We start from the raw sequence: 26,264 nt of genomic DNA on the forward strand, positions 1-26,264 counted from the left end.
GGAGGTTTCCACAAAGCAAAAGCCAAATTTCGGCCACCGGAATGTGTGTCTCGTGGTGTCCCCGCGTCCGGATCGTACCCATCCGGCCGTCCGATCCGGACAAAGGGGTCCTGACCGGCCCCAACGCATGCGTCGACGGGGGGCTGCGGCGGACCGCGGCCCGGTAGGCTGGCGCCTTGCCCCGCCCGCCTCGAAAGGACCGCCGCCGTGCCGCAGTCCCACCCCAGTGCAGCCGACGCCAAGACCGCAGTGCCGAGCGGTGGCGTGCAGTCCCTGGAGCGCGCCTTCGACCTGCTGGAGCGGATGGCCGACGCAGGTGGAGAAGTCGGCCTGAGCGAGCTGTCGGCCGCCAGCGGCCTGCCGCTGCCCACGATCCACCGGCTGATGCGCACCCTGGTCGCCTGCGGCTACGTACGCCAGCAGCCCAACCGGCGCTACGCACTGGGCCCGCGCCTGATCCGGCTCGGCGAGTCGTCGGCCCGGCTGCTCGGCACCTGGGCCCGCCCCTATCTCGCGCGCCTGGTCGAGGAGACCGGGGAGACGGCGAACATGGCCCTGCTGGACGGGGACGAGATCGTGTACGTCGCACAGGTCCCGTCGAAGCACTCCATGCGGATGTTCACCGAGGTGGGACGGCGCGTCCTGCCGCACTCGACCGGTGTCGGCAAGGCCCTGCTCGCACACACCTCGCCGCCCGAGGTCCGCGCGCTGCTCGCGAGGACCGGGATGCCGGCGGCGACCGAGAAGACGATCACCACGCCCGAGGGGTTCCTGGACGCGCTGGAGGTCGTACGCCGCGCCGGGTACGCGGTGGACGACAACGAGCAGGAGATCGGCGTCCGCTGCCTCGCGGTCCCGGTCCCCAACTCCCCCACCGCCGCCGCGATCTCGATCTCCGGTCCGGCGGGCCGGGTGACGGAGGAGGCAACCGAGCGGATCGTGCCCATCCTCCAGGGCATCGCCCTGGAACTGTCGGCCACCCTCGCGAGCGCCGGGTCCCAGCAGGTCTGAACCGTAACGGGCGTCAGCCGACCGGCACCGCGAGACGTCCGTCGGCCATCGACACCGTCCGGTCCATCCGGTCCAGGTGCGCGTGATCGTGGGTGACCAGCACAGTCGCGGTCCCGCGCGCCCGGGTCAGCGTGACCAGCAGGTCGAGGATGCCCGCGCCCCGCTCGTGGTCGAGGGCGCTCGTGGGCTCGTCGACCAGCAGCACCGACGGCTCGTTCATCAGGGCCCGCGCGATGTTGACGCGCTGCCGCTGGCCGCCCGACAACTGGTGCGGACGCCTGCCGGCCTGATCGGCGAGGCCCACCGCATCCAGCAACTCCACTGCACGCCTGCGTACTTGGGCGGCGGGCCGGCCCGAGATGTGCGCCATCACCTGGAGCTGCTCGGCGGCGGTCAGCGCGGGAAGCAGGTTCGGCTGCTGGAAGACGATCCCGATGCGCTCCCGCCGGAGCGCCGCCTTCCCGGCGCGGCTCAGCGCGGCCGTGTCCGCCCCGTCGACGACCACCCGGCCCCGCTCGGGCGTCACCAGGGTCGCCGCAACGGCCAGCAGACTGGACTTGCCGGAACCGGATGGCCCGACCACAGCGGTCAGTGAACCGGCGCTCACATCGAGCGTCACCGCGTCCAGTGCCATCACCCGGCCGTCCCCGTCGGGGTAGGTCAGCGTCACATCGTCAAGGGTCAGAGTCATCGTGCGCTCCCGAGAGCGGTCAGCGGGTCGACGGCGGTGATCCGCCGGATGGACAGGCCCGCGCCGAGCACGCCGAGGGCGACGATCACGGCTGCGGGAAGGACAGCGGTCAGGGGATCGAGCACGAAGGGCAACTCGCGCGGGACGACGGCGCCGATCCCTGCGGCCAGAGCGGTACCCAGCAGGGCCCCGGCCAGCAGCATCAGCACCGCCTGGCCGAGTGCGTCGCGCAGCAGATACGCGGTGGAGGCGCCCAGCGCCTTCAGCACGGCGATGTCGCCGCTGCGCTGGATCGTCCAGACCGTGAAGAACGCCCCTATCACCATGGCCGAGATGACGAAGAGGAAACCGCGCATCAGCTGGAGCGAGCCGTTCTCCGCCTGGTAGGAGGGGAGCGCGCTCAGCGAGCCGTCCAGCGTGAGCGTCTTCGTCCGGGCCGCCCGGTCCCCCGCGCCGATATCCGCTCCGTCGGTGGTCAGGGCCACCACACTGGCGTGCTCACCCGCACGCAGCGCTGTCCAGACGACCGGCGTGTGGCTGTACGAGGCGTCCCCGGCGACCGCCGTCACCCTGAGCCTTCTGCCCGCCAGGGTCACCTGCTCCCCGGCCGCCGCGCCCAGGTCGGCCGCGGCGCCCCTGGACAGCACCACACCGCGCCCCCCGGGCTCCGCGGGCGCCAGACCGGAGCCGGGCCGCACCCCGAACGAGGAGACCGCGGCCGTACGGCTTCCCGCTCCCGCGTTGCCGGTCGCGATGGCGACGGGCTCCGCGCCCTTCACGCCGGGCTGCGCGGCCCAGGTCCGCCACGCGCTCCGCGGCAGCTGAGATCCGGAGAAGGACGCCGACTGCCCGGAGGGCGGCGCGGCGAAGGCCAGGTGGTCGGCGGACAGGCCGGTGACGGCGGAGGTGTTGTCCTTGGCCAGCCCCGCCGTCAGCCCGGACAGCAGCCCGACCAGGAGGGTGATGAGCACGATGACCGTGCCCATCAGCGCGAACCGGCCCCGGGCGAATCTCAGATCTCTCCATGCGACGAACATGGGCCCAACCCTGCTGGCTCCGGGGGTGTGTGGGCATCGCGCCACGGATGGCTCCGGACGGATCGAAAGGCGGAGCCGGCAATCAAACTTTCGATTGAGGGCGGGCCGGGACGGTCCGCCTACGCTGGAAGGATCATGGACCCTCGTGCACTGACCCCCGCGCTCCTGGTGCTGCGGCTCTGTCTTCACCTGCTGATGGCGGGGCTGCTGGCGCTCGCGGCGGCGCGGGCACTCGCCGACGGCACGGCGAACGCCCCAGCCGTGGTGGCTGCCGCCGCGGTGCTGGGCGGTGTGTACGCGGCGGGCACCGTCTGGGCTTCCGTACGGACCTCGCGCTCGTCCGCCGCCGTCTGGCTCGGGATACTGGAGCTCGCGTGGCTGGGGCTGCTGGCCTTGTCGCCGGACGGGCTGTGGGTCGCGTTCCCGCTGTACTTCCTCCAGCTGCATCTCCTGCCGGTGCGGTGGTCGGTGCCCTCGGTCGTACTGACGGCGGGCGCGGCCATCGCCGCCTACGTGGGGCACGGGGCCGAGCTGAACCCGGGAGCGTTCATCGGACCGCTCCTCGGGGCGGCGGTCGCGGTGGCCACCGTGCTCGGCTACCAGGTGCTCTACCGCGAGAGCGAGAGCCGCCGGCGCCTCATCGGGGAACTGATCTCGACGCGGGCCGAACTCGCCGACGCCGAACGGACCGCGGGCACGCTCGCCGAGCGTGAGCGCCTCGCCCGGGAGATCCACGACACGCTCGCCCAGGGCCTCTCCTCGATCCAGCTGCTGCTGCGTGCCGCAGGACGCACCCTGCCGGCGGGTGCGCCGGCCGCCGCCCATATCGAACAGGCCAGGCAGGCAGCGCAGGACAACCTGGCCGAGGCACGGCGTTTCGTGCGGGCGCTCTCGCCGCCCGCGCTGGAGCACGGTTCGCTGGCGGCCGCGCTCGACCGCCTGTGCACGGCCGGCGGTCCCGGGCCGCGCGTCCGTTTCACCACGAGTGGCACGCCGGTCGCGCTGCCCACGCCGTACGAGGTGGCTCTGCTGCGCATCGCCCAGTCGGCGCTCGCCAACACCGTCCGGCACGCCGGGGCCTCGCACGCCCAGATCACCCTGAGCTTCATGGAAACCGCCGTCGCGCTGGACGTGGTCGACGACGGCTCCGGCTTCGACCCGCGGCGCACCGGCGCCGCGTCCGGCGACAAGGGCTTCGGGCTGCCCGCGATGCGGTCCCGCGCCGAGTCGCTGGGCGGCACCTTCGCAGTCGAGTCCACACCGGGCCAGGGCACCGCGGTCGCCGTCACCCTGCCGCTGCCCGACCCGGCAGGGACGCCCGAATCCGAAGAAGGATCCCCATGACAGGAGTCTCACCATGACGATCCGGCTCCTGCTGGCCGACGATCACCCGGTGGTCCGGGCGGGGCTGCGTGCCGTTCTGGACACCGAGCCCGGCTTCCAGGTGACCGCGGAGGCGGCGACCGCCGAACGGGCTGTGGAGCTGGCCGCTTCAGGAGGGTTCGATGTCGTCCTGATGGACCTGCAGTTCGGCGGAGGCATGCACGGCTCGGAGGCGACGGCCGCGATCGCGGCCGTCGAAGGCGCGCCCCGGGTCCTGGTACTGACGACCTACGATACGGACGCCGACATCCTGGCGGCGGTGGAAGCCGGAGCGAGCGGCTATCTGCTGAAGGACGCGCCGCCCGAGGAACTGGCCGCAGCCGTACGCACCGCGGCGGCGGGCCGCTCGGCACTGGCGCCCGCCGTCGCGCACCGCCTGATGGACCGGATGCGCGCGCCCGGCGAGTCGCTCACCCGCCGGGAACTGGAGGTTCTGCAACTGGTCGGCGACGGTCTGTCGAACCAGCAGGTCAGCAAGCGGCTGTTCCTCAGCCAGGCGACGGTGAAGTCCCATCTGGTGCACATCTACGCCAAGCTGGGGGTGGACTCCCGCACATCCGCGGTGGCCGTGGCCTCGGCGCGACGGCTCATCCGCCGTGCCGGTGGCTCAGCGCATTGACGAGCAGCCCGCAGAAGTCCCGGTCTCACCCATGGAGTGCGTGGTGATCTCCGGTACCCCCCTGCGAACGGCCGTCAGGGCGCGGTCCCGAACAGCTCCACAGCGTTGCGCACCTCGCAGAGCGATACCGCGAGTGCGCTGACCGAACCGATCGCCCCCGCGATCAGCAGCAAGGAGCGGCGCAGCCGCAGGATTTCGGGCACCCCGCTCTGCGCCATCGCGTCCAGGGCCGCCAGTTCGTCCTCGGCGATCGCACGGTCCGGGAACTCGGCGGGATGAGCGGCCAGTTCACGACGGAGCCTGGAGACGGACGAGCTGAGTTCCGTCACCCTCGGATCCTCGCCGCTGCCCGTTACGCGCTTCTGCCCCACACTTCGCAACAAAGCTCCCCCTCGCACAGCACCGTGCTGGTCTTTCCCTGCGGTGATCGACCGTATGGCGCTGGTCGGACACCGTGGGTCACGAGTCAGTTAACGCCACCGCGTGCTGTTCTCGCCACTCCACAGAGGGAATTCAGCCGGACGGGGTGGTGTCCTTGACGGAGCCGGCCTCATGACGGATACGAAGACGGAGTCGCACGTGGATACGGAACGACCGGATGCGGGACTGCCGAGAGCTGCGCGGGCAGGACGAGCGGGTGCGGGGCAGCCGCATGCGGGACACGCGGACACGCCGCCGGACGGGGCGCCGACCGGGCCGGGCCGGGGCGGCGGGCCCGTGGTCGCCGGGCTGCTGCTCGCGGCGGGCGGCGGCCGGCGGCTGGGCGGCCGCCCCAAGGCTCTCCTCGATCACCGCGGCCGACCGCTGGTCGAGCACGCGTTGCGGGTGCTCCGCGAGGGCGGTTGCGGCCCGGTACATGTCGTACTGGGCGCTGCCGCAGCCGGCGTACGGGAGCACGCTGATCTGTCCGGATGTGTACTGGCCGACAATCCCGGCTGGGAGGAGGGCATGGGCTCGTCACTGCGGGCCGGGCTCGCTTCGCTCACCGGGACGGGCGCGGACTGCGCCCTCGTGATGCTGGTGGACCAGCCGGGGATCGGGGCGGCCGCGGTCGCCCGGGTACGGGCGGCAGGCGGGTCCGCGACGAGCCTCGTGGCCGCCTCGTACGGTGGAAAGCGTGGCCACCCGGTCCTCTTCGGCGCCGACCGCTGGGCGGACATCGCGGCGACGGCGGTCGGCGACCGCGGCGCCCGCGCCTATCTCAAGGCCCACCGGGAGGCGATCACGCTGGTGGAGTGCTCCGATATCGCCGAGGAGTACGACATCGACACGGTCGAAGACCTGTTCCACTTGGAGTGACCGACCTGGCACTCTGCGACGACTTCTGTCGATCCGGAGAATCTCGATGTCAACATAGCGTTGAACTTCCACCATGAGGAAACTAGTATCCACACGTCAGAAGCGCTCTGTGCCTCACAGAGCGCCCGCGACCGTATCGCGACCCCGTGGCACTCCGTGCCACCATGAGAGTCCTACGGCCGTCAGGTACCGCCCGCTGAAGGAGTGACAGCTCATGTCCGCACCAGCGCCGTCTCCGCTGGCCATCGTCGATGCCGAGCCCCTGCCCCGGCAGGACGAGGTCCTCACCGATGCGGCCCTGGCCTTCTTGGCCGAGCTGCACCGGCGGTTCACCCCCCGCCGTGATGAGCTGCTCGCCCGCCGTGCCGAGCGCCGTGCCGAGATCGCCCGGACGTCTTCTCTCGACTTCCTCCCGGAGACCGCGAGCGTCCGCGACGACACCAGCTGGAAGGTCACGCCGGCCCCGGCCGCGCTGAACGACCGCCGTGTCGAGATCACCGGCCCGACCGACCGCAAGATGACCATCAACGCCCTGAACTCGGGCGCCAGGGTCTGGCTCGCAGATTTCGAGGACGCGTCCGCCCCCACCTGGGAGAACGTGGTCACCGGCCAGCTCAATCTCACCGACGCCTACGAGCGCCGGATCGACTTCACCGACCCGAAGTCCGGCAAGTCCTACGCCCTGAAGCCCGCCGCCGAACTCGCGACCGTCGTGATGCGCCCGCGCGGCTGGCACCTGGACGAGCGCCACCTGGTGCTGGGCGACAGCCCCGTTCCGGGCGCGCTGGTCGACTTCGGCCTGTACTTCTTCCACAACGCCAAGCGCCTCATCGAACTCGGCAAGGGCCCGTACTTCTACCTGCCGAAGACCGAGTCCCACCTGGAGGCGCGCCTCTGGAACGAGATCTTCGTCTTCGCGCAGGACTACGTCGGCATCCCGCAGGGCACCGTGCGCGCGACCGTTCTGATCGAGACGATCACGGCGGCGTACGAGATGGAGGAGATCCTCTACGAACTGCGCGACCACGCGTCCGGGCTCAACGCGGGACGCTGGGACTACCTGTTCTCCATCGTGAAGAACTTCCGCGACGGCGGCGCCAAGTTCGTCCTCCCGGACCGCAACCTGGTCACGATGACGGCGCCGTTCATGCGGGCGTACACCGAACTCCTGGTCCGCACCTGCCACAAGCGGGGTGCGCACGCCATCGGCGGCATGGCCGCCTTCATCCCGTCGCGGCGGGACGCGGAGGTCAACAAGGTGGCCTTCGAGAAGGTCAAGGCGGACAAGGACCGTGAGGCCTCCGACGGCTTCGACGGCTCCTGGGTCGCCCACCCGGACCTGGTGCCGATCGCCATGAAGTCGTTCGACGCGGTCCTCGGTGAGAACCCGAACCAGAAGCAGCGCCTGCGCGAGGATGTCGCGGTGGCACCGGGCGACCTGATCGCGATCGACTCCCTGGACGCCAGGCCGACGTACGACGGCCTGGTCAACGCGGTCCAGGTCGGCATCCGTTACATCGAGGCGTGGCTGCGCGGCATGGGGGCGGTGGCCATCTTCAACCTGATGGAGGACGCCGCCACGGCGGAGATCTCGCGCTCGCAGATCTGGCAGTGGATCAACGCGGACGTGGTGTTCGAGAACGGTGAGCGCGCCACGGCCGAGCTGGCCCGGAAGATCGCGGCGGACGAACTGGCCGCGATCCGCGAGGAGACCGGCGAAGAGGCGTTCGCCGCGGGCAAGTGGCAGCAGGCGCACGACCTGCTGCTGACAGTGTCCCTGGACGCCGACTACGCGGACTTCCTCACCCTGCCCGCTTACGAGCAGCTGGGCTGACCCCCGGCCCGACGCGCGGATGAGGGTGTCACGGAGAACCGCCTCCTCCGTGACACCCTCATCCGCGCGTCCGCGCCCGCCCCCTGAGGGCCGCGCCCCGGACACAACCGGGTACACGACCGACCGCAGTGCGACAGCGCACGCGCGGCCGGTCGTTTTGTCATGCCCGCACGCAAACGGGCCCGCCGTACGCCAACTCCGTTCCCAGCAAACGGAATCCACCTCTCCGCAAGTCATCCGAAGCCCCGTCCGCACCCCGGCCGCCACTGGCGGACACCGCGCTCACCTGGGACGTTGTAGGAAAACACAATCCCTTGACAGTCAACTTGGACGAACCTAGCCTTGCCGCATCCCGATACCTTTATTCCACATTGTGGAATTCTACTCAAGGATGAGTGGCCCGGTGATGAGCGCAGACACGCCTGTGGACCCGCCCCGAGCAACACGCTTCGTAGACACCGACATCACCACGGACGTCCGGGACGATTCCAGATTCCTGCCGGCCGGCGGCGGGCTCCCACCGGCTCGCGACACGCCTGCGCTGAGCCCGCGCCTCTACAACACCGACCTCGCGCCCACCGAGGTCCAGGGACGGCGCTGGGGCAGCTACAACATCTTCACCCTGTGGGCGAATGACGTGCACAGCCTGGGCAACTACACCTTCGCCACCGGGCTGTTCGCCCTGGGGCTCGGCGCCTGGCAGGTGCTGCTCGCTCTCGCGATCGGCGCCGCGCTGCTCTTCGGGATACTGAATCTCTCCGGCTACATGGGCCAGAAGACGGGCATCCCGTTCCCCGTCATGAGCCGCATCAGCTTCGGCGTCCGGGGCGCACAGATACCTGCGCTCATCCGGGGCGCCGTCGCCATCGCGTGGTTCGGCATCCAGACATATCTCGCGTCCCACGTCCTGAACGTCCTGCTCATCACCCTGCACCACCCGCTCGTCCATCTGACCGAGAACTCCGTACTCGGCCTGTCCACCCTCGGATGGATCTCCTTCGGGTTCCTGTGGTGCGTTCAGATCGCGATTCTCATGTACGGCATCGAAATGGTGCGGAAGTACGAGGCGTTCGCGGGCCCGGTCATCCTGTTCACGCTGTCGGCGCTCGCCGTCTGGATGTTCTGGAAGGCGGGAGGCTCCATCGCGCTGTCCAACGGGCACCCGCTGACCGGCGGGAAAATGTGGCGCGAGATCTTCGCGGGAGCGTCTCTCTGGGTCGCCATCTACGGCACCTTCGCGCTGAACTTCTGCGACTTCACCCGGTCCTGCAAGAGCAAGAAGTCGATCACGATCGGCAACTTCTGCGGGATACCCGTCAACATCATGCTCTTCGGAATCATCACGGTCGTGCTGGCCGGGGCGCAGTTCCGGATCAACGGGAAGGTCATCAACAGCCCGGCGGACGTCGTGGAGGCCATTCCCAACACGTGGTTCGTGGCCCTCGCCAGTCTGGCGCTGATCATCCTCACCATCGCGGTGAACCTCATGGCCAACTTCGTGGCCCCCGCCTACGCGCTGGCGAACCTCTTCCCCAGGCACCTCAGCTTCAGGCGGGCCGGGTTGGTGAGCGGAGTCATCGGCATCGTCATCCTGCCGTGGAATCTCTACAACAACCCGACCGTCGTCAACTACTTCCTGGGCGGTCTCGGCGCTTTCCTCGGCCCGTTGTTCGGCGTGATCATCGCTGACTACTGGCTGATCAGGAGGGGCCGGGTCAATGTGCCCGAGCTCTACACCATGGAAGCGTCCGCCGCGTACCACTACACGCGTGGCATCAACCTCCGCGCCCTCGCCGCCTTCATACCGGCCGCCGTCGCGGCGATCGTGTGCGCCCTCGTTCCACTGTTCTCCTCCGTCGCGCCGTTCGCCTGGTTCATCGGCGCCGGAATCGCCGCCGCCGTGTACGTCGGCGTCTCGGACCGGGACGGAAACCACCACGACGTCCCCGGGACGGCGATAGCCGTCCCGAGCGCGGACTGAGCTGGGCGCTGCCCTGCGCCCGACCGGCAGAGGCACTGCCCGACGCCCACCCTGAAGCAACCGGACCATCTGTGAGGTACCACCCCGTGCGGATACTCGTCGTGAACGTCAACACCACCGAATCCATTACGGAGGCGATCGCCGCTCAGGCGAGGTCAGTCGCCTCGCCCGGCACGGAGATCGTCGGCCTGACCCCGCGCTTCGGGGCCGAGTCCGTCGAGGGGAATTTCGAGAGCTATCTCGCGGCGATCGCGGTGATGGACCGTGTCCGCTCCTACCCGGAGCCCTACGACGCCGTGATCCAGGCGGGGTACGGCGAACACGGCAGGGAGGGGCTGCAGGAACTCCTGGAGGTACCCGTCGTCGACATCACCGAAGCGGCGGCCAGTACCGCCATGTTCCTCGGGCACACCTACTCCGTGGTCACCACCCTCGACCGGACGGTGCCCCTGATCGAGGACCGGCTGAAGCTCGCCGGGCTCTCCGCCCGGTGCGCGTCGGTCCGGGCCAGCGGCCTGGCCGTACTGGCGCTGGAGGAGGACCCGGCAGCCGCCGTGGAGTCGATCGTGTCCGAGGCCGAGCGCGCCGTGCGCGAGGACAAGGCCGAGGTCATCTGCCTGGGCTGCGGCGGTATGGCGGGCCTGGACCAGCAGATCAGGGACCGCACGGGTGTCCCGGTCGTCGACGGCGTCAGCGCCGCCGTCACCCTCGCGGAGTCGCTGGTCCGCCTGGGGCTCTCCACGTCCAAGGTGCGCACCTACGCCAGCCCCCGCCCCAAGCACATCACCTGGCCTGCCTCTCTCCCCGGCGCGCCGAGCCCGGCGGGCGCCGGACTCGGCTGAGGCGCACGGCCGGCCCCGAAGCCCCGCCGGCCCACGTCACGTCCAGACCGCTCCCAGCGCCACGAACCCCCCGATCAGCACGAACAGGATCGCCAGCAGCGGCCAGATGAACCGCAGGTACTTGTCGTAACCCACCTTCGCCAGCGCCACTCCACCGATCGTGACGGCGGTCGTCGGGACCCAGAGGTTCATCCAGCCGCTCGCCGACTGCCAGGCCGTGACGACGACGGCGCGCGAGACCCCCGCGAAGTCGGCCAGCGGCGCGAGGATCGGCATCGCGAGCGTGGCGTGCCCCGACGTCGAGGGGATCAGGAAGGCCAGCGGCAGATTGACGAGGAAGACGAAGAACGCGAAGACCGAAGACGACGTGCCCGAGACCAGGCCCTCGATGGAGTGCAGCACGGTGTCCGTGATCTGCGAGTTGTTCATGATGACCGTGACACCGCGGGCCAGCACGATCACCAGCGCCGGCGAGATGAAATCAGCGGCGCCCTGCACGATCGTGGCACTGATCTTCTGCTCGCCGAACCGGGCCACGATCCCGACGAGCACCCCGGCGACCAGGAAGAGGGCCGCCAGCTCCGGGAAGGACCAGCCCAGTTCGAAGCCGTACGGAGTGGCGTCGGCGTCTCCCGTCAGAGCACTGGCCCAGGGCACGACCGAGAAGATCATGAACACGAAGGTCAGAGTGACGAGGACCAGGATGGTCTTGTGCAGAGCGGTGAGCTGCGGGGGCTCCTCCGCCCCCGTGGCGCTCTGCTCACGGTCGCCCGGAAGGAATCCGGAGAGCGAGCGGTCCGGATTCCCTCGCACCCGTTTCGCGTAGTGGATGACGTAGGCGATGGTCACCGATGTCAGCACGATCCACATCAGCCCGCGCAGCACGATGCCGTCACCCAGCGAGATGTCCGCAGCCGACGAGGCCACTCCGGTCGCGAAGGGGTTGACGGTGGAGCACAGCACACCGATCCCCGCGCCCAGGATGATCGTGCCGGTGGCCACCATCCGGTCGTAGCCGAGCGCGAGCATCAGCGGAACGATCAGCCCGTAGAACCCGAGAGTCTCCTCGGCGAAGCCCTCCACCGTACCGAGCAGTGAGAACACCAGCATCACACCCGCGATGAGCAGGGGCCCGCGGTCCCGCAGCCGGTGGGCCAGGCGGCCGATGCCCAGGTCGAGCGCGCCGGTCGCGAAGACGACGGTGATGAAGGCACCGATGGCGATGACGAAGAGGAACACGCCTGCGCTGCCGTACAGTTCCCCGGCCCGATCGGGGCCGACCTGGCCGGTTCTGCCGTCCTGGACTCCGTAGAGACCGTTGACCGGCGAGAGGAAGAGATCGTTGAGCCGGTGGACGATGCCCCGGTCGGAGGGGACGCGGTGGTACGTGCCCTGGATCGGTGCCCCCGACTTGTTCCTGCGGTAGGCACCCGACGGGATCAGGAACGCCAGGGCCCAGACCGCGATCGTCACGACGGCCAGGATCGTCAGAGCGCTCGGGAAGACGAACGTGCGCTTTCGCCGCGGCTTCCCCGCCGGAGCCTTCCGGGGCTGGGCCGTGCTCACGCGGCGCGCCCGGACCGGAACGCCGCCGCGTACTCCCGCAGGAACGCGGCCTCGGCGATGACCGCCGAACGCAGCTCGGAGAAGAGCACGCGCTCGTTGGGCGCGTGCAGATTGCACATGCTGTCCTGAGCCCCGAAGAGCAGCACCTCCGCGCCGGGAGCCGCCCTGGACAGGCCGTTGACCAGCGGAATAGATCCGCCGCTCGCCACGAAGGCCGGCTCGTCGCCCCATCCCTCGCGCAGGGCGGTCAGCGCCGCCCGGTAGGCGGGGCCCCCGGTCGCGGGCTCGAATCCCGGGCCGGTGTCGCCGGGCGTCACGGTGAGCGCGACGCCGAGCGGGCGCAGCGCGGCCAAGTGGGTGACGAGTCTCTGCTGTGCCTCCTTCGGGTCATGCTGCGGGTGGAAGCGGAGATTCAGCTTCGCCCGCGCGTACGGCACCACGGCCGACGCGCCCTGGTCGACCGACGGGGCGTCGATGCCGACGACCGTGATCGCGGGGCCGCTCCAGAGTCGCTCCCCGAGGCTTCCCGATCCGGTGAGCGGTGTGTCGCCCAGCACGCCCGCCAGCGTGCGGAACTCCTCCACCGTGTAGCCGGCGCCGCTCCACTCCTCGCGCCGCAGCCCCGTGACGGCCACATCGCCGTGTGCGTCGTGGAGCGTGGCCAGCGCCTTGATCAGGACGAGCAGGGCGTCGGGGGCTGCTCCGCCGAACTCCCCGCTGTGCCGCGGTTCGTCCAGTGTCCGTACTTCGACGACCACTTCCGACGCACCGCGCAGCCCGGTGGTGAGGGTGGGGCTCCCGGGACGGATGTTCCCCATGTCGGCGATCACCATGGCGTCGCAGGCGAACCGTCCGGGGTCGGACGGCGGGTACTCGTCGAAGGCACTGCCGAACTCCTCCTGGCCCTCCAGGACGATCTTCAGGCCGACCGGCGGCCGGCCCTCGTACAGCCGCAGCACACCCAGGTGGACGATGATGTTGGACTTGTCGTCCGCGATTCCCCTGCCGCGCAGCCCGCCCTCGACGGGCGTCGGTTCGAACGGTGGCGATGACCAGAGGCTCTCGTCGCCGGCCGGCTGGACGTCGTAGTGCCCGTACAGCAGGACGGTGGGGGCGTCGGGTGTCGGGGGTGGCACATCGGCGACGATGACCGGCGAGGTGTCCGGCAGGTCGAGCCGCTCGATCTTCTCGACCCCGGCCTGCCGCAACAGCTCCACCAGCAGATCGTGTGCCTGTTGTACGGGCTCCGCGGGGAAGCCGGGAAAGGCGATCGACGGGATGGCGGCGAGGCGCTCCAGATCGGAGCGGAGTCCGCCCATCAACGCGTCGGCCTTCGGTCCCAGCTCCATCGTGCAGCCCCTGTTCGCTCCGGAGGATCCTGCGCCAACGGGATCACAGCGGGTGCGGGCCCGCACTTTCTCGGCTCTCCGGCCCGCCGGATTCCCCGCCGACCGATGAGTTCTCGCGGCGGGCCCGGTCTGAAGGGTATGGACACGCACACGCACGCGGACACATCCGCGGACCCGGACAACGCCAGGCCCGACCTCGGACCGTCGGCCCGCTGCATGGCGGAGCTGGCCGCCGCCGTCGGCGACGATCAGCTGGGCGATCGCACGCCCTGCCCGGACTTCGCGGTCCGGGATCTGCTCGCCCATGTCGTTGGGTTGTCGGCGGCCTTCTGCGACGCGGCGAAGAAGGACTTCGGACCGAACACGGACACGGCTCCGGGCAGCGTCCCGAATCCCGTGCTGGGCACCGACTGGCGCACGGAGCTGCCTCGCCTGCTGGACGGGCTGATCTCGGCCTGGCGGTCCCCAGCCGCCTGGGAGGGTGATACCCGGGCGGGCGGATTCACGCTTCCCGCGGGGGTGGCCGGCCGTGTCGCGCTGAACGAACTCGTCATCCACGGCTGGGACCTGGCCCGCGCGACCGGCAGGCGATACTCCCCCGATCCGGCGAGCCTCGGCGTCTCGTACGCGCTGCTCGGCCAGGCGGACAGCCCGGCGCGCGCGCCTGCCTTCGGCCCGGCTGTCGGGGTTCCGCAGGACGCCCCGTTCCTCGACCGGGTGATCGGGCTCAGCGGGCGCAGCCCGGAGTGGAAGCCGTAGCCGCCACGGGCTGCACCGGCTGGAGGCCCGGAACCGGGCCTCCAAGGGTCCTTGCACCATGCCCGCCCGGGTCGCGTGGGCTGGCATAGTGCAAGGACCCTAACTGGTGAAGAAGTCGCTGACGGCGGCCGAGAATTGTCCGGGCTCCAGGGCGTGCACCGTATGGCCGACCGGAATCGTGATCACCCTGGAGTCGGGGATGTCCGCGGCCATCTCGGGGATGCGCTCCTGAGGCATGGAGCTGTCGGGGCCGCCGGTCACGATCAGCGTGGGCGCCACGATCTCGCCGAGCCGGTCGGCCCACTCCGGTGCGGGCTCCCGGACCTGCCTCTTGATGGCGGGCACCACGTTCCAGTCGTAGTCGACCGGTCCGTCGGGGTGGACCGGCTCGGCCACGTTCCTGGGATAGGGCGGCGGGGTCTCCTCCAGAACGAGCCGCTCCACGCGGTCGGCGTGCTCCTGGGCGAGCAGATAGCCGACGACGCCGCCCATGGAGTGGCCGACGATCCCGACCCGGTCCAGCTCCAGTTCGTCGAGGAAGCCGAGTACGTCGTCGCGCATGAGCTCGAACGAGTACTCGTCGGGCCAGTCACTCTCGCCGTGTCCGCGCAGGTCGAGGGCGTACACCCGCCACTCCTCACCCAGCGCCCGCCCGGTGTCCTCCCAGGTCGCGGAGGAGCCGCCGAGGCCGTGCAGCAGCACCACCGGCGCGCCGAAGGGGTCGCCCCAGGTGCGGTACGCGAGCCGTACGTCGCCGACATCGACTACTGAGTGATCGTCCATACCGCAGACGCTACCGCGCGCGGGCCGGTGCTCCCGCCGCCGTAACTCCCAGGGCCTCGTTCGATTGCGCGGAGTCATAATCGTGCAAAATAGACCATACATACCGCCCTGCTCCCTGCGTCATCGGTCAGGAGTTGGACTTGAATACATCCGGTTCGCTCAACTCCTTTCACTCCAGGGGTGTACGACCTCTGGAGCAGCTGATAGGAAAGCTTCCTAACAGAACTCGGACGGACGAACTCCCCCTGGAGGACCGGTGAAAGCCCCCCACCGCAACACCGCTGGACGCAGTAAGAGGATCGTCACCCGCACAGTGCTCGGCCTGGCCCTGGTAGCCGTGCCGGCCACCGCGTATGCGGCCAACAGCCCGGCACAGCACGAGAGTTCGCACAGTGCGCAGCGCGTGGCCGTCGCCGCGACCGGGCTCGACGACCCGGCGAAGAAGGAGATCGCCATGAAACTGGTCTCCAGCGCCGAGAACTCCTCACTGGACTGGAAGGCGCAGTACGAGTACATCGAGGACATAGGTGACGGCCGCGGCTACACGGCCGGCATCATCGGGTTCTGCTCCGGCACCGGCGACATGCTCGACCTGGTGAAGCTCTACACCGACCGGGAGCCGGACAACCCGCTCGCCAAATACCTCCCCGCACTGGAGAAGGTCAACGGCAGCGACTCCCACTCGGGGCTCGGCTCGGCCTTCGAGGACGCCTGGAAGACCGCCGCCCAGGACACCGCGTTCCAGACCGCGCAGAACGACGAGCGTGACCGCGTCTACTTCAACCCTGCCGTCAAGCAGGGCAAGAGCGACGGCGTCGGCGTCCTCGGCCAGTTCGCCTACTACGACGCCATCGTCATGCACGGCGACGGCGACGACAGCACCAGCTTCAGCTCCATACGCAAGAGGGCCCTGGCCAAGGCCAAGACCCCGGCCCAGGGCGGCGACGAGACGGCTTACCTCAACGCCTTCCTCGACGCCCGCGTCTGGGCGATGCAGCAGGAGGAGGCGCACAGCGACACCAGCCGGGTCGACACCGAACAGCGCGTCTTCCTGAAGGACGGCAATCTCGATCTGCACACGCCGCTCAGCTGGAAGGTCTACGGGGACCCGTACAGCATCGGCTGACCGGCCCGCGGACACACGGACGGGGCGCGTTCCGCACCATCGGTGCGGAACGCGCCCCATATGTCATGCCACGGTCAGTCGCACCGTGTTCAGTGCAGTGCGGCTGCCGCCTTGGCGACGGCCTGATGCGTCGAGTTGTCGTCGGCCGCCGGCTCGTCCACGACCTCCGCTACCCCGCCGTCCTTCCTGCGCCCCAGGTGGTTGAAGGCCAGGTTGAGCACGATGGCCACCACACACCCGGTGGATATCCCCGAGTCGAGCACCACCAGCATGTTCTTCGGGAAGGCGTGGTAGAAATTCGGCGCCGCGATCGGGATCAGCCCGATACCCAGCGAGGTGGCCACGATCAGGGCGTTCTCGCCCTTCTCCATCGCCGCACCGGCCAGGGTCTGGATACCGCTGGCGGCGACCGAGCCGAAGAGCACGATTCCGGCGCCACCCAGGACGGGCAGTGGTACGAGCGCGATCGCCGCCGCTGCCATCGGACAGAGACCGACCAGGATCAGGATCCCGCCGCCGGTGGCCACGACGTACCGGCTGCGCACCTTGGTCATCGCCACCAGGCCGATGTTCTGCGCGAAGGCGCTCGCCATGAAGCTGTTGAAGAACGGGCTGATCAGGCTGGAAAGGGTGTCGGCGCGCAGGCCTCCCTCAATGATCCGCTCGTCGGCGGGGCGCCCGACGATCTTACCGAGCGCCAGCATGTCCGCGGTCGACTCCGTCATACAGACCAGCATCACGATGCACATCGAGATGATCGCGGATATCTCGAACTGCGGGGCGCCGAAGTGGAAGGGCGTCGGGAATCCGACCGGGTCGGCGTCGCGCATCGCGTCGAAGCTGGTCATGCCCATCGGTATCGCGATGACCGTACCGATCACCAGACCGAGCAGGATGGCGATCTGCTGGAGGAAACCACGGAGCAGTTTCCGCAGGGCCAGGACGATCACCAGCGTGAGGGCGGCCAGGCCGATGTTCTTCATCGCGCCGTAGTCCGCCGCCCCCTGGGTGCCCTGCGCCCAGCCGAAGGCGACCGGCAACAGCGAGACCCCGATGAGGGTGATGACGGTGCCGGTGACGACGGGTGGGAAGAACCGGAGCAACTTGCTGAAGTACGGGGCGAGTATGAACCCCAGCACGCTCGCCACGATGATCGCGCCGAAGATCACGGCGATGCCCTCGTGCCCACGGCCCTTGCCGATGGCGATCATCGGGCTGACCCCACCGAAGGAGACGCCGTTGACGAACGGCAGCCGGGAACCGACCCGCCAGAACCCGAGGGTCTGGAGCAGGGTGGCGATTCCCGCGGTGAACAGGCTCGCCGCGACGAGGAAGGCGGTCTCCTTGGCGCTGAGCCCCACGGCGGGGCCCACGATCAGTGGCGGGGCGACAACTCCCGCGTACATGGCGGCCACATGCTGCAGGCCGCTGCTGAACATCTTGAAGGGCGGAAGGACTTCGTCGACCGGATGCTTCGCGGACGTCCCTCCCGTATCTGCGGAGGTCTTGCCGGGGTCCGCGGAGGTGTCCCCGGGATCTCCGGACGTATCGGTGTCGACGGCTACGGCTGCTGCATCGTTGCGAAACCTGGGCTCGGCGGCCACGGCGGCTCCTCCGGTCGGGTACACGTCGGCGGTGACGCGGGTGTCAGGGAGGTGGTGCGAAGTGCAGGTGCGGCTGCGGGAGGGGGTGAAGCGTTTCTGCTGCTTTTTTCTCGGTCAACTGCCGGGCGGGGCTTGTGCAGTTCCGGTGGTTTCCGGGTACGTCACCGCCCCGGAGGGTGTGTGCGCTCTGGGCACACACCCTCCGGTCACGGCTGCCGTGAACCCCGCTCGGGTTCGCGGCCGCCGACCGGGGACCGTCCTCCCCGGCCGGAGCTTGTCGGACGTCAGGCCCGCGCTGCGATCTGCGCGAGGCGTCGGGCCTCGTCCCGCGTGGAGCGGGCGATGGCGTCCTCGTCCACCGTGGTCAGGTGGTTGTCCTCGACGACGGTCCTGCCGTTGACGAGGGAGAGAGTGACCGGGGCCGCGGCCCCGAAGACGAGTGCGGTGACCGGGTCCGCGATGGAGGCGTGGGCGAGGGTGTCCATCTTCCACAGCACCAGGTCGGCCAGTTTCCCCGGCTCCAGCGAGCCGATCTCCGCGGCGCGGCCGAGGACCTGCGCTCCGCCGTACGTTCCGAGGCGAAGCGCCTGCCGGGCGTTGAGCGCCGCTTCGCGGTGGGCGCCGAGGCGGTTGATGAGCAGGGCGTTGCGCAGCTCGGTGTGCAGCTCGCCGGACTCGTTGGACGCGGTGCCGTCGACCCCGAGGCCGACCGGGACACCGGCCTTGAGCATGTCGGGGACCCGCGCGATCCCCGCCGCCAGACGGGCGTTGGAGGAAGGGCAGTGGGCGACGCCGGTGCCGGTCCGCGCGAAGGCGGCGATGTCGGAGTCGTTCATATGGACGCAGTGCGCCATCCATACGTCGTCGCCGAGCCAGCCGGTCGATTCGAAGTAGTCCGTCGGGCCCATTCCGAACAGCTCCTTGCAGAACTGTTCCTCCTCGACGGTCTCGCTGCCGTGCGTGTGCAGGCGTACGCCCTTGCGGCGCGCGAGCTCGGCTCCCTGCTTGAGCAGTTCGGTCGAGACGGAGAAGGGGGAGCAGGGTGCGACGGCGACCTGGGTCATGGCGCCGAACGAGGCGTCGTGATGCTGGTCGACCGTGGCCTCGGTCGCCGCGAGGGCGCCTTCGAGGGTCTCCACGGCGAAGTCCGGGGGCAGTCCGCCGTCCTTCTTGCTGCGGTCCATGGAACCGCGGGCCAGCGTGAACCGGACGCCCATCTCGGATGCGGCGCCGATGACGGCGCTCGACAGATCGCCGGAACCCTGTGGGAAGACGTAGTGGTGGTCCATCGCGGTGGTGACGCCGCCGCGGGCCATCATCGCGAGGGAGCCCTGCGCGGCCGAGCGGACCATCTGCTCGTCGATGCGCGCCCAGGTCGGGTAGAGCGCGACGAGCCAGTCGAACAGATTGTGATCGGTGGCCACACCACGGGTGATCCACTGGTAGAAGTGGTGGTGGGTGTTGACCAGCCCCGGGGTCACCAGGTGCCCGGTGCCGTCGATCCGGCGCTCGGCGCCGGTGAGTCCTTCGGGGGCCTTGCCCGCGCCGACGGATTCGATGCGATTCCCTGCGACCACGACATGGCCCGAGGCGTACTCGGTGTCGTGAGCGTCGACTGTCGCGATGGCCACGTTCTCAATGACCGTGCGCGCGGCTGCCGTTGCTGCCATGGGAATACCTTCTCTCGCGGTGGCGATGCGGGCACGGCAGGACCCCAGGAGGATTTGAGTGCCGGAGCCGTGTGGCTCCGGGTGCCGAAGACGTGAAGTGAAGTTGTGTCCGGTCCGGTACGCCGCCGCCTGCGACTGCTTCAGCCGGCGGAGGCGTACCGGTCCTGGCTCAGAGGTTGGTCATGTCGACCGGGATACGGGGCTCGGCGCCGTCCCGCAGGATGGTCGCCTCGATGAGACCGTACGGCCGGTCGGCCGCGTAGTAGACCTCGTTGTCGTTCTTGAGCCCGAAGGGCTCCAGGTCCACCAGGAAGTGGTGCTTGTTCGGCAGCGAGAACCGGATCTCGTCTATCTCGCTGCGGCTGTTGATGATGCGCGAGCCCATCTGGTACATGGTCTGCTGCAGGGAGAGCGAGTACGTCTCGGCGAAGGCCTGGAGCATGTGCTTCTTGCTCTGCTCGTAGGACTTGTCCCAGTTCGGCATCCGGTCCGCGTCGCTGTTCCAGCTGTAGCGCCACTGCGCGGCAACCTGGGTGGCGAGGATGCGGTCGTATGCCTCCTTGAGCGTCGTGTACTTGTCCTTGGCGTAACCCCAGAACTCCGAGTTGGTGGAGTTCATCACCGTCAGGTCCTTCAGACCCGAGATGACCTGCCACTTCTCACCGTCGAAGGTGATCTCGGTGGTGCGCAGCTCCTGGCCCTTGCGGACGAAGGAGTGCCGCACGTCATCGGCACCGATGAACTGCGAGCTGGCGTCGGAGGTGGCGATGCGCTCCCAGGCGTACTCCTCGATCCGGATCCTGGCCCGGTGGATCCCGTCCTGGCTCGTCACGAAGTGCCGGGCCAGATGGATGCCGAACTGCTCGGCGGACTCGATCCCGTGCTCCTTGGCGAACGCGTACACCGTGTTCTTGGTGGTGTCGGTCGGCAGGACACTGGTGTTGGAGCCGGAGTAGTGGACGTCGTCCATGTCGCCGGAGAGGGCGACCGAGACGTTGAGGTCCTTGATGTGGTGGGTGTCGCCGTCCCGCGTGATCTTGACTACGCGGTTCTCTGCTTTGCCGTACTGGTTCTGGCCGAGAATCGTGGGCATGTCGGTGCTAGCTCCCTCGGTATACGGAGTAGCCGAACGGGTTGAGCAGCAGCGGTACGTGGAAGTGCTCACCCGGGACGACGGCGAACGTGATCGCCACCTCCGGGAAGAAAGCGCCGCTGTCCCTTACGCGGGGGGCGTCCTGCTGTGCCTCGGCTTGTTTCTTGGAGAAGTACGCCTCGGTCTCGAAATCGAGACGTACGTGGGTGGTTCCTTCCGGCAGAGCCGGCAGGTCTTTGCAGCGCCCGTCAGCGTCGGTCGCTGATCCGCCGAGCGCCGTCCACTGCGCACCGGGGCCACTACGGGCCGCGAGCGAGATGGCGACACCCCCGGCGGGGCGTCCCACGCTGGTGTCCAGGATGTGCGTGGACACCGACGCGGTGGTCTGCGTACTCAAGACCTTCACTCTCCTTCTTCGGCGGTCGCTGCGACCAGGTTCAGCCGGATGCGGTTGATCTTGCCCAGTTCGGTGCGCACGATGGCGCGTTCCTGCTCGGGCGTATGGCCGATCCTGGATTTCATCGCGTCGCGCATCTGCTCGCCGGTGGCGCCGGTCGCGCAGATCAGAAAGACATGTCCGAACCTCTCCTGGTAGGCCAGGTTCAGTTCGAGCATCTCGGTCTTGAGCTCCTCGGACGCTCCGGCCATCCCCCGCTGCTCGCGGGAGGACGTCGGGTCTCCGGGCTTGGGGCGCCCGATCGGCGGGTGCCCCGCCATCGCCTCGGCAAGATCTCCCTCGGTCAGTTCGGCCGTGGCGGCGTCACTTGCGAGAAAGAGTGCCTCTGCGGTGGCGTAAGGGCGCTGGGCGAGGAGTTTGCTCCCCCAGACCGAACTGGCGCAGACCTCGTGCAGCGCTGCTCGCGCCGCACTGTCCCGCAGTGTGTTGAACCGGGCGAGGCCCTCGGGGGTGCCTGGGTGCTCCCCCGGCAAGTGCGATGGACTCGAAGTCACGGGGACCTCCGTGGCCTTGTGTGGGCCTTGTGCTGGACGGGCTGCGGATAGCTAACGCCCTCGGAAACACCACGTCAACACTTTGTTGAAAACTTTGGTCATACAAAAACCGCCGCCCGGCACCCCGGACGGCGGTTGTTCACTCCGGGGGGCCCGATTGTGCCGCCACGCAGTGGTTCAGTCACTCTTGGCGACGTTATTCCCGGTTCAGGTAGTTGTAGACGGTGAATCGACTGACGCCCAGGGCCCCGGCCACCGTCTCCACGCCATGGCGTACGGAGAAAGCGCCCCGTGCCTCCAGTATCCGCACAACGCCCTGTTTCGTCCTCCGGTCGAGTTCCGACAGCGGCACACCGTGCCGGCGCTCAAGCGCCGCCAGGATGTGATCGAGGGAGTCCGAGAGCTGCGGCAGCCGTACGGCCATGACATCCACCCCCTCCCAGGCGAGCACAACATCGTCCTCCGTCGCCTGGCCCGGCACGAGGACCTCGGCGCCCATGGCGTCGACCAGCGGCTTCACCGCGGCGACGAGCGGGTGCTCTCCCGGCTCGCTCACTTCTCGCCCTCCCCGTCCTGCCCGATCACGTTCACCTGGAGGGAGACCCGGGTGGCGCCCGCACCCAGCGCACGTCGCAGCAGCGCGTCCACCGCGGTCAGCACGGCGTCCGAGCCACCCTCGGCGGTATTGCCGAACGGCCCGACGTCCACCGCGTCCAGCTCGGCGGCCTGGATGACCTCCCGCGCGACCACCGCATGCGGCGGCGCGTCGTCCAGATCAAAGGGCTCCGTCGTGAATTCCACTCTCAATCGCACGCGCACAACCTACTGCGCGGGGCACGAAAAACGGCAGGCCCACTTGACAGCTCAGCAGAACGGCAGGCAATCTTCCATCAAGTAGAAAGTAACTTCCGCAATACGGAAGGAGCGCCGAACGCCTTATGGGCTACACGGACAAGCGCTTCGATGTGAACCTCTCGATCCTCTTCACGGAACTCCCGCTTCTGGAGCGTCCCGCGGCTGCTGCCGCGGCCGGTTTCAGCGCGGTCGAGCTGTGGTGGCCCTGGATCGAGTCCCCCACCCCCCCGCAGGCCGACCTCGACGCCCTCAAGAAGGCACTCGACGACGCCGGCACCCAGCTCGTGGGTCTCAACTTCTACGCGGGCCGGCTTCCCGGACCGGACCGCGGCGCACTCTCCGTCCCCGGCCAGGAGTCCGAGCGCTTCCGCGCCAACATCGACGTCGCGGCGGACTTCGCCGCCTCGGTCGGCTGCAAGGCGCTCAACGCCCTGTACGGCAACCGCGTCGAAGGCGTGGACCCCGCCGTCCAGGACGAGCTCGCCCTGGAGAACCTCACGGTAGCGGCCCGCGCCGCCGACCGGGTGGGCGCGATCCTGCTCATCGAGGCGCTCAACAAGCCGGAGTCGCCTCTCTGCCCGCTGGTCAGCGCACCGGCGGCGATCGACGTGGTCAACAAGGTCAACGCCCTCACCGGGCTCGGGAACGCGAAGTTCCTGCTCGACCTGTACCACCTGTCGATGAACGGCGAGGACCTCAACGAGGTCATCGACACCTACGCCGCGCAGACCGGCCACGTACAGATCGCGGACAACCCCGGCCGCGGCGCACCCGGTACGGGTTCGCTGCCGCTGGAGGACCTGCTCGACCGGCTCACGAAGGCCGGCTACGACGGCTGGGTCGGCCTGGAGTACAAGCCGGGCGACCGCCCGAGCGCCGAAGCCTTCGGCTGGCTCCCCAACTGACCATCTCCACACGCGTGTTGAAAGAGGACCCCCGCATGAGCAATCTCCCCAAGGTCGCATGGATCGGCCTCGGCATCATGGGCTCCCCGATGTCCGAGAACCTGATCAAGGCCGGCTACTCGGTGACCGGCTACACCCTGGAGCAGGACAAGCTGGACCGGCTGGCAGCCGCAGGCGGCACCGCCGTGTCCTCGATCGCCGAAGCGGTGCGTGACGCCGACGTAGTGATCACCATGGTGCCCGCGTCGCCGCACGTCGAGGCCATCGCCTACGGTCCCGACGGGATCCTGGAGAACGCCAAGCCGGGCGCCCTGCTGATCGACATGTCGTCGATCACCCCGCAGACCTCGGTGGACCTGGGCAAGGCGGGCGGCGAGAAGGGCCTGCGGGTCCTGGACGCCCCGGTGTCCGGCGGCGAGGCCGGAGCCATCGAGGCCGTGCTGTCCATCATGGTGGGCGGCGAGCAGGCCGACTTCGACACCGCGAAGCCGATCCTGGACGCGCTGGGCAAGACGATCGTGCTCTGCGGTCCGCACGGCTCCGGGCAGACGGTGAAGGCCGCCAACCAGCTGATCGTCGCGGTCAACATCCAGGCGTGCGCCGAGGCCGTGGTCTTCCTGGAGAAGTCCGGCGTGAACCTGAACGCGGCCCTCGACGTCCTCAACGGCGGCCTGGCCGGTTCGACCGTCCTGACCCGCAAGAAGGACAACTTCCTGAACCGGGACTTCAAGCCCGGTTTCCGGATCGACCTGCACCACAAGGACATGGGCATCGTCACCGACGCGGCCCGCAACGTCGGCGCCGCCCTGCCCGTCGGCGCGGTCGTCGCCCAGCTGGTCGCCTCGCTGCGCGCCCAGGGCGACGGCGGCCTCGACCACTCCGCGCTGCTGCGCTCGGTCGAGCGGCTGTCCGGCTCGCAGGTCTGAGGCTCCGCCTCACCTCCCGCCTCACTCCGGGGCTCCGGCCCCTCCGAACTCCGGGCTGCGGCAGCGCTGACACCTGTCCTGTCGCGCCCAGGCGCTGCCGCCGCCCGGTCTCCTCACACTTCAATTTCAACAAACTGTTGACGTAGCGTTCGCAGCGTATTTACGCTCCTGAAGCCGTCAGCAGCCCAGTACGGAAGGTCCACGATGTCGAAGCGCGTGCTTACGACCGAGTCAGGCGCCCCGGTCGCCGACAACCAGAACTCAGCCACCGCCGGCGTCGGCGGCCCGATCCTCCTCCAGGACCAGCACCTCCTGGAGAAGCTCGCCCGGTTCAACCGTGAGCGCATTCCGGAGCGCGTCGTCCACGCCCGCGGCTCCGGCGCCTACGGCTACTTCGAGGTGACCGACGACGTAACCGGCTTCACCCGCGCCGACTTCCTCTCCAGCGTGGGCAAGCGCACCGACACGTTCATCCGCTTCTCCACCGTGGCCGACTCACTGGGCGGCTCCGACGCCGTACGCGACCCGCGTGGCTTCGCGCTGAAGTTCTACACGGACGAGGGCAACTACGACCTCGTCGGGAACAACACACCGGTCTTCTTCATCAAGGACCCCATCAAGTTCCCGGACTTCATCCACTCGCAGAAGCGTGACCCGTTCACGGGCAAGCAGGAGCCCAACAACGTCTGGGACTTCTGGGCGCACTCCCCCGAGGCCACCCACCAGGTGACGTGGCTGATGGGCGACCGCGGCATCCCCGCCTCGTACCGGCACATGAACGGCTACGGCTCGCACACCTACCAGTGGACGAACGCCCAGGGCGAGGCCTTCTTCGTCAAGTACCACTTCAAGACGAACCAGGGTGTCCGCAGCCTCTCCGCCGACCAGGCGTCCGAGCTGGTGGGCAAGGACGGCAACAGCCACCAGACCGACCTGCTCCAGGCGATCGAGCGCGGCGTCAACCCGTCCTGGACGCTGCACGTCCAGGTCATGCCGGCCGCCGACGCCGCCGACTACCGCTTCAACCCGTTCGACGTCACGAAGGTGTGGCCGCACAGCGACTACCCGCTGCAGCGCGTGGGCCGTCTGGTCCTCGACCGCAACCCGGACAACGTCTTCGCCGAGGTCGAGCAGGCCGCGTTCTCGCCGAACAACTTCGTTCCCGGCATCGGCCCGTCGCCCGACAAGATGCTGCAGGGCCGTCTCTTCGCGTACGCCGACGCGCAGCGCTACCGGGTGGGCATCAACCACACGCAGCTGCCCGTCAACGCTCCGCGGAACGGGACTGCCGACAACTACGGCCGCGACGGCTCCATGGCGACCCGCTACGGCTCGCGCCAGGACAAGAACTACGAGCCCAACTCCCACTCGGGCCCGGCCCAGACGGACACCCCGCTGGCCGCCCCGATCGCCGTCACCGGCTGGACCGGAGCGCAGGGCGCCGCTGAGCACGTCAAGGACGACGACTTCTTCCAGGCGGGCGAGCTCTACCGCCTGATGTCGGACGACGAGAAGTCGCGGCTCATCGCCAACATCTCGGGCGGCCTCTCGCAGGTCACCCTGGACGAGGTGATCGAGAAGAACCTCGCGCACTTCCACGCCGCCGACACGGAGTACGGCAAGCGCGTCGAGGAAGCGGTCCGCGCCCTGCGCGAGGACTGAGCACCGCGAACCGATAGACGGCGCAGGCGGCCTGACGGGAGGTCAGGTCACCGGCGCGGTCCGGGCCGCCGTCCCGATGAGGGGTGGCCGGCGACCCGGACAAGCCTGCGGACCGCGGCGGAGTGAGATGCCAGTGCGGTGGTCAAGGCTCCCCCGGAGCTCTCCTGATGTGAAGGAGAGGGACCGGGGAGCTGATCGCACTCCGCCGCGGTCCCCTGCTGCTTCAGCACGAAGAGCTCCACCACATACTCCGCCCGGCGGCACGAAAGTCCTGTCGCGCCCAGCCTCGTGCTGTCGGGCGGTACCAGCAGCACGAAC

25 protein-coding genes are annotated in these 26,264 nt (G+C 69.1%); 12 read left to right on the top strand and 13 right to left on the bottom strand.

Annotation, left to right across the window (positions count from 1 at the left end; genetic code table 11):
* The first annotated feature begins 207 nt into the window (after positions 1-207).
* Positions 208-1,011: an IclR family transcriptional regulator gene (locus OG584_RS05500; RefSeq protein WP_405775565.1), complete on the top strand. Its 804-nt coding sequence runs from the start codon at positions 208-210 to the stop codon at positions 1,009-1,011.
* Positions 1,012-1,024: 13 nt separating this feature from the next.
* On the opposite strand, the gene OG584_RS05505 is transcribed toward OG584_RS05500, so the two are convergent.
* Both OG584_RS05505 and OG584_RS05510 read right to left on the bottom strand, forming a co-directional pair.
* A complete protein-coding gene (locus OG584_RS05505; protein ID WP_405775567.1) occupies positions 1,025-1,702 on the bottom strand; it encodes an ABC transporter ATP-binding protein in 678 nt (225 codons plus the stop codon).
* The gene (locus tag OG584_RS05510) at positions 1,699-2,739 is read right to left on the bottom strand and encodes an FtsX-like permease family protein (RefSeq protein WP_405775569.1); all 1,041 of its coding nucleotides are present in this window, start codon (positions 2,737-2,739) and stop codon (positions 1,699-1,701) included. Before OG584_RS05510 ends, OG584_RS05505 begins: the two co-directional genes overlap by 4 nt.
* Before the next feature lie 135 nt (positions 2,740-2,874).
* On the opposite strand from OG584_RS05510, the gene OG584_RS05515 reads away from it, so the two are divergent.
* Both OG584_RS05515 and OG584_RS05520 read left to right on the top strand, forming a co-directional pair.
* Positions 2,875-4,083 carry a sensor histidine kinase gene (locus tag OG584_RS05515; protein WP_405775571.1) on the top strand — a complete coding sequence of 403 codons (1,209 nt, stop codon included), beginning with the start codon at positions 2,875-2,877 and terminating at the stop codon, positions 4,081-4,083.
* A gap of 13 nt (positions 4,084-4,096) precedes the next feature.
* Positions 4,097-4,741 carry a response regulator gene (locus OG584_RS05520; RefSeq protein WP_405775573.1) on the top strand — a complete coding sequence of 215 codons (645 nt, stop codon included), beginning with the start codon at positions 4,097-4,099 and terminating at the stop codon, positions 4,739-4,741.
* A 74-nt stretch (positions 4,742-4,815) separates the two neighbouring features.
* Here the strand turns inward: OG584_RS05520 and OG584_RS05525 are convergent, their stop codons facing one another.
* The gene (locus OG584_RS05525) at positions 4,816-5,124 is read right to left on the bottom strand and encodes a DUF5955 family protein (RefSeq protein ID WP_405775575.1); all 309 of its coding nucleotides are present in this window, start codon (positions 5,122-5,124) and stop codon (positions 4,816-4,818) included.
* 346 nt (positions 5,125-5,470) lie between these two features.
* On the opposite strand from OG584_RS05525, the gene OG584_RS05530 reads away from it, so the two are divergent.
* The 4 genes from OG584_RS05530 (at position 5,471) to OG584_RS05545 (ending at position 10,697) form a co-directional block, all read left to right on the top strand.
* Positions 5,471-6,040, top strand: a complete 570-nt coding sequence (locus tag OG584_RS05530) for an NTP transferase domain-containing protein (RefSeq protein ID WP_405783894.1) — start codon at positions 5,471-5,473, stop codon at positions 6,038-6,040.
* Between the two features lie 214 nt (positions 6,041-6,254).
* On the top strand, positions 6,255-7,874 hold the full coding sequence (gene aceB / locus OG584_RS05535; RefSeq protein ID WP_405775577.1) for a malate synthase A: 1,620 nt from the start codon (positions 6,255-6,257) through the stop codon (positions 7,872-7,874).
* A gap of 406 nt (positions 7,875-8,280) precedes the next feature.
* Positions 8,281-9,855: an NCS1 family nucleobase:cation symporter-1 gene (locus tag OG584_RS05540; RefSeq protein WP_405775579.1), complete on the top strand. Its 1,575-nt coding sequence runs from the start codon at positions 8,281-8,283 to the stop codon at positions 9,853-9,855.
* Between the two features lie 86 nt (positions 9,856-9,941).
* Positions 9,942-10,697 (top strand): aspartate/glutamate racemase family protein, encoded by a 756-nt coding sequence (locus OG584_RS05545; protein ID WP_405775581.1) that lies wholly within the window; start codon positions 9,942-9,944, stop codon positions 10,695-10,697.
* A gap of 36 nt (positions 10,698-10,733) precedes the next feature.
* Here OG584_RS05545 and OG584_RS05550 read toward each other — a convergent pair whose 3' ends face one another.
* Both OG584_RS05550 and OG584_RS05555 read right to left on the bottom strand, forming a co-directional pair.
* The gene (locus OG584_RS05550; protein ID WP_405775583.1) at positions 10,734-12,263 is read right to left on the bottom strand and encodes a YfcC family protein; all 1,530 of its coding nucleotides are present in this window, start codon (positions 12,261-12,263) and stop codon (positions 10,734-10,736) included.
* On the bottom strand, positions 12,260-13,612 hold the full coding sequence (locus tag OG584_RS05555; RefSeq protein WP_405775585.1) for a M20/M25/M40 family metallo-hydrolase: 1,353 nt from the start codon (positions 13,610-13,612) through the stop codon (positions 12,260-12,262). The genes OG584_RS05550 and OG584_RS05555 overlap by 4 nt, the downstream gene beginning before the upstream one ends.
* A 138-nt stretch (positions 13,613-13,750) precedes the next feature.
* Between OG584_RS05555 and OG584_RS05560 the strand changes: the two genes are divergently transcribed.
* Positions 13,751-14,371 (top strand): TIGR03086 family metal-binding protein, encoded by a 621-nt coding sequence (locus OG584_RS05560; protein WP_405775587.1) that lies wholly within the window; start codon positions 13,751-13,753, stop codon positions 14,369-14,371.
* A 99-nt stretch (positions 14,372-14,470) separates the two neighbouring features.
* Here OG584_RS05560 and OG584_RS05565 read toward each other — a convergent pair whose 3' ends face one another.
* A complete protein-coding gene (locus OG584_RS05565) occupies positions 14,471-15,154 on the bottom strand; it encodes an alpha/beta fold hydrolase (protein ID WP_405775589.1) in 684 nt (227 codons plus the stop codon).
* A gap of 256 nt (positions 15,155-15,410) precedes the next feature.
* Between OG584_RS05565 and OG584_RS05570 the strand changes: the two genes are divergently transcribed.
* Positions 15,411-16,280 (top strand): chitosanase, encoded by an 870-nt coding sequence (locus OG584_RS05570; protein ID WP_405775591.1) that lies wholly within the window; start codon positions 15,411-15,413, stop codon positions 16,278-16,280.
* Positions 16,281-16,369: 89 nt separating this feature from the next.
* On the opposite strand, the gene OG584_RS05575 is transcribed toward OG584_RS05570, so the two are convergent.
* The 7 genes from OG584_RS05575 to OG584_RS05605 form a co-directional block, all read right to left on the bottom strand.
* The gene (locus tag OG584_RS05575; protein ID WP_405775593.1) at positions 16,370-17,884 is read right to left on the bottom strand and encodes a nucleobase:cation symporter-2 family protein; all 1,515 of its coding nucleotides are present in this window, start codon (positions 17,882-17,884) and stop codon (positions 16,370-16,372) included.
* Between the two features lie 284 nt (positions 17,885-18,168).
* Entirely contained in the window at positions 18,169-19,554 is a 1,386-nt protein-coding gene (locus tag OG584_RS05580) for an 8-oxoguanine deaminase (protein WP_405775595.1), read from the bottom strand.
* A gap of 169 nt (positions 19,555-19,723) precedes the next feature.
* Positions 19,724-20,647 (bottom strand): factor-independent urate hydroxylase, encoded by a 924-nt coding sequence (gene pucL / locus OG584_RS05585; protein ID WP_405775597.1) that lies wholly within the window; start codon positions 20,645-20,647, stop codon positions 19,724-19,726.
* Between the two features lie 7 nt (positions 20,648-20,654).
* The gene (gene uraH, locus OG584_RS05590; protein WP_405775599.1) at positions 20,655-21,044 is read right to left on the bottom strand and encodes a hydroxyisourate hydrolase; all 390 of its coding nucleotides are present in this window, start codon (positions 21,042-21,044) and stop codon (positions 20,655-20,657) included.
* Positions 21,045-21,049: 5 nt separating this feature from the next.
* On the bottom strand, positions 21,050-21,598 hold the full coding sequence (gene uraD / locus OG584_RS05595; protein ID WP_405775601.1) for a 2-oxo-4-hydroxy-4-carboxy-5-ureidoimidazoline decarboxylase: 549 nt from the start codon (positions 21,596-21,598) through the stop codon (positions 21,050-21,052).
* A 196-nt stretch (positions 21,599-21,794) separates the two neighbouring features.
* A complete protein-coding gene (locus OG584_RS05600; RefSeq protein WP_405783896.1) occupies positions 21,795-22,097 on the bottom strand; it encodes a helix-turn-helix domain-containing protein in 303 nt (100 codons plus the stop codon).
* A 53-nt stretch (positions 22,098-22,150) separates the two neighbouring features.
* Positions 22,151-22,411, bottom strand: a complete 261-nt coding sequence (locus OG584_RS05605; protein WP_405775603.1) for a hypothetical protein — start codon at positions 22,409-22,411, stop codon at positions 22,151-22,153.
* 125 nt (positions 22,412-22,536) lie between these two features.
* Here OG584_RS05605 and OG584_RS05610 point away from each other — a divergent pair, with 125 nt between their 5' ends.
* The 3 genes from OG584_RS05610 to OG584_RS05620 all read left to right on the top strand — a co-directional run bounded on the left by OG584_RS05610 (position 22,537) and on the right by OG584_RS05620 (position 25,946).
* Positions 22,537-23,358 carry a TIM barrel protein gene (locus OG584_RS05610; protein ID WP_405775605.1) on the top strand — a complete coding sequence of 274 codons (822 nt, stop codon included), beginning with the start codon at positions 22,537-22,539 and terminating at the stop codon, positions 23,356-23,358.
* 35 nt (positions 23,359-23,393) lie between these two features.
* Entirely contained in the window at positions 23,394-24,284 is an 891-nt protein-coding gene (locus OG584_RS05615) for a 2-hydroxy-3-oxopropionate reductase (RefSeq protein WP_405775607.1), read from the top strand.
* Positions 24,285-24,488: 204 nt separating this feature from the next.
* Complete coding sequence (locus OG584_RS05620; RefSeq protein ID WP_405775609.1) at positions 24,489-25,946, top strand: catalase; 1,458 nt, start codon at positions 24,489-24,491, stop codon at positions 25,944-25,946.
* The last annotated feature ends 318 nt before the right edge of the window (positions 25,947-26,264 follow it).

The sequence above is a fragment of the Streptomyces sp. NBC_00859 genome (assembly GCF_045161865.1).
Taxonomy (GTDB): domain Bacteria; phylum Actinomycetota; class Actinomycetes; order Streptomycetales; family Streptomycetaceae; genus Streptomyces.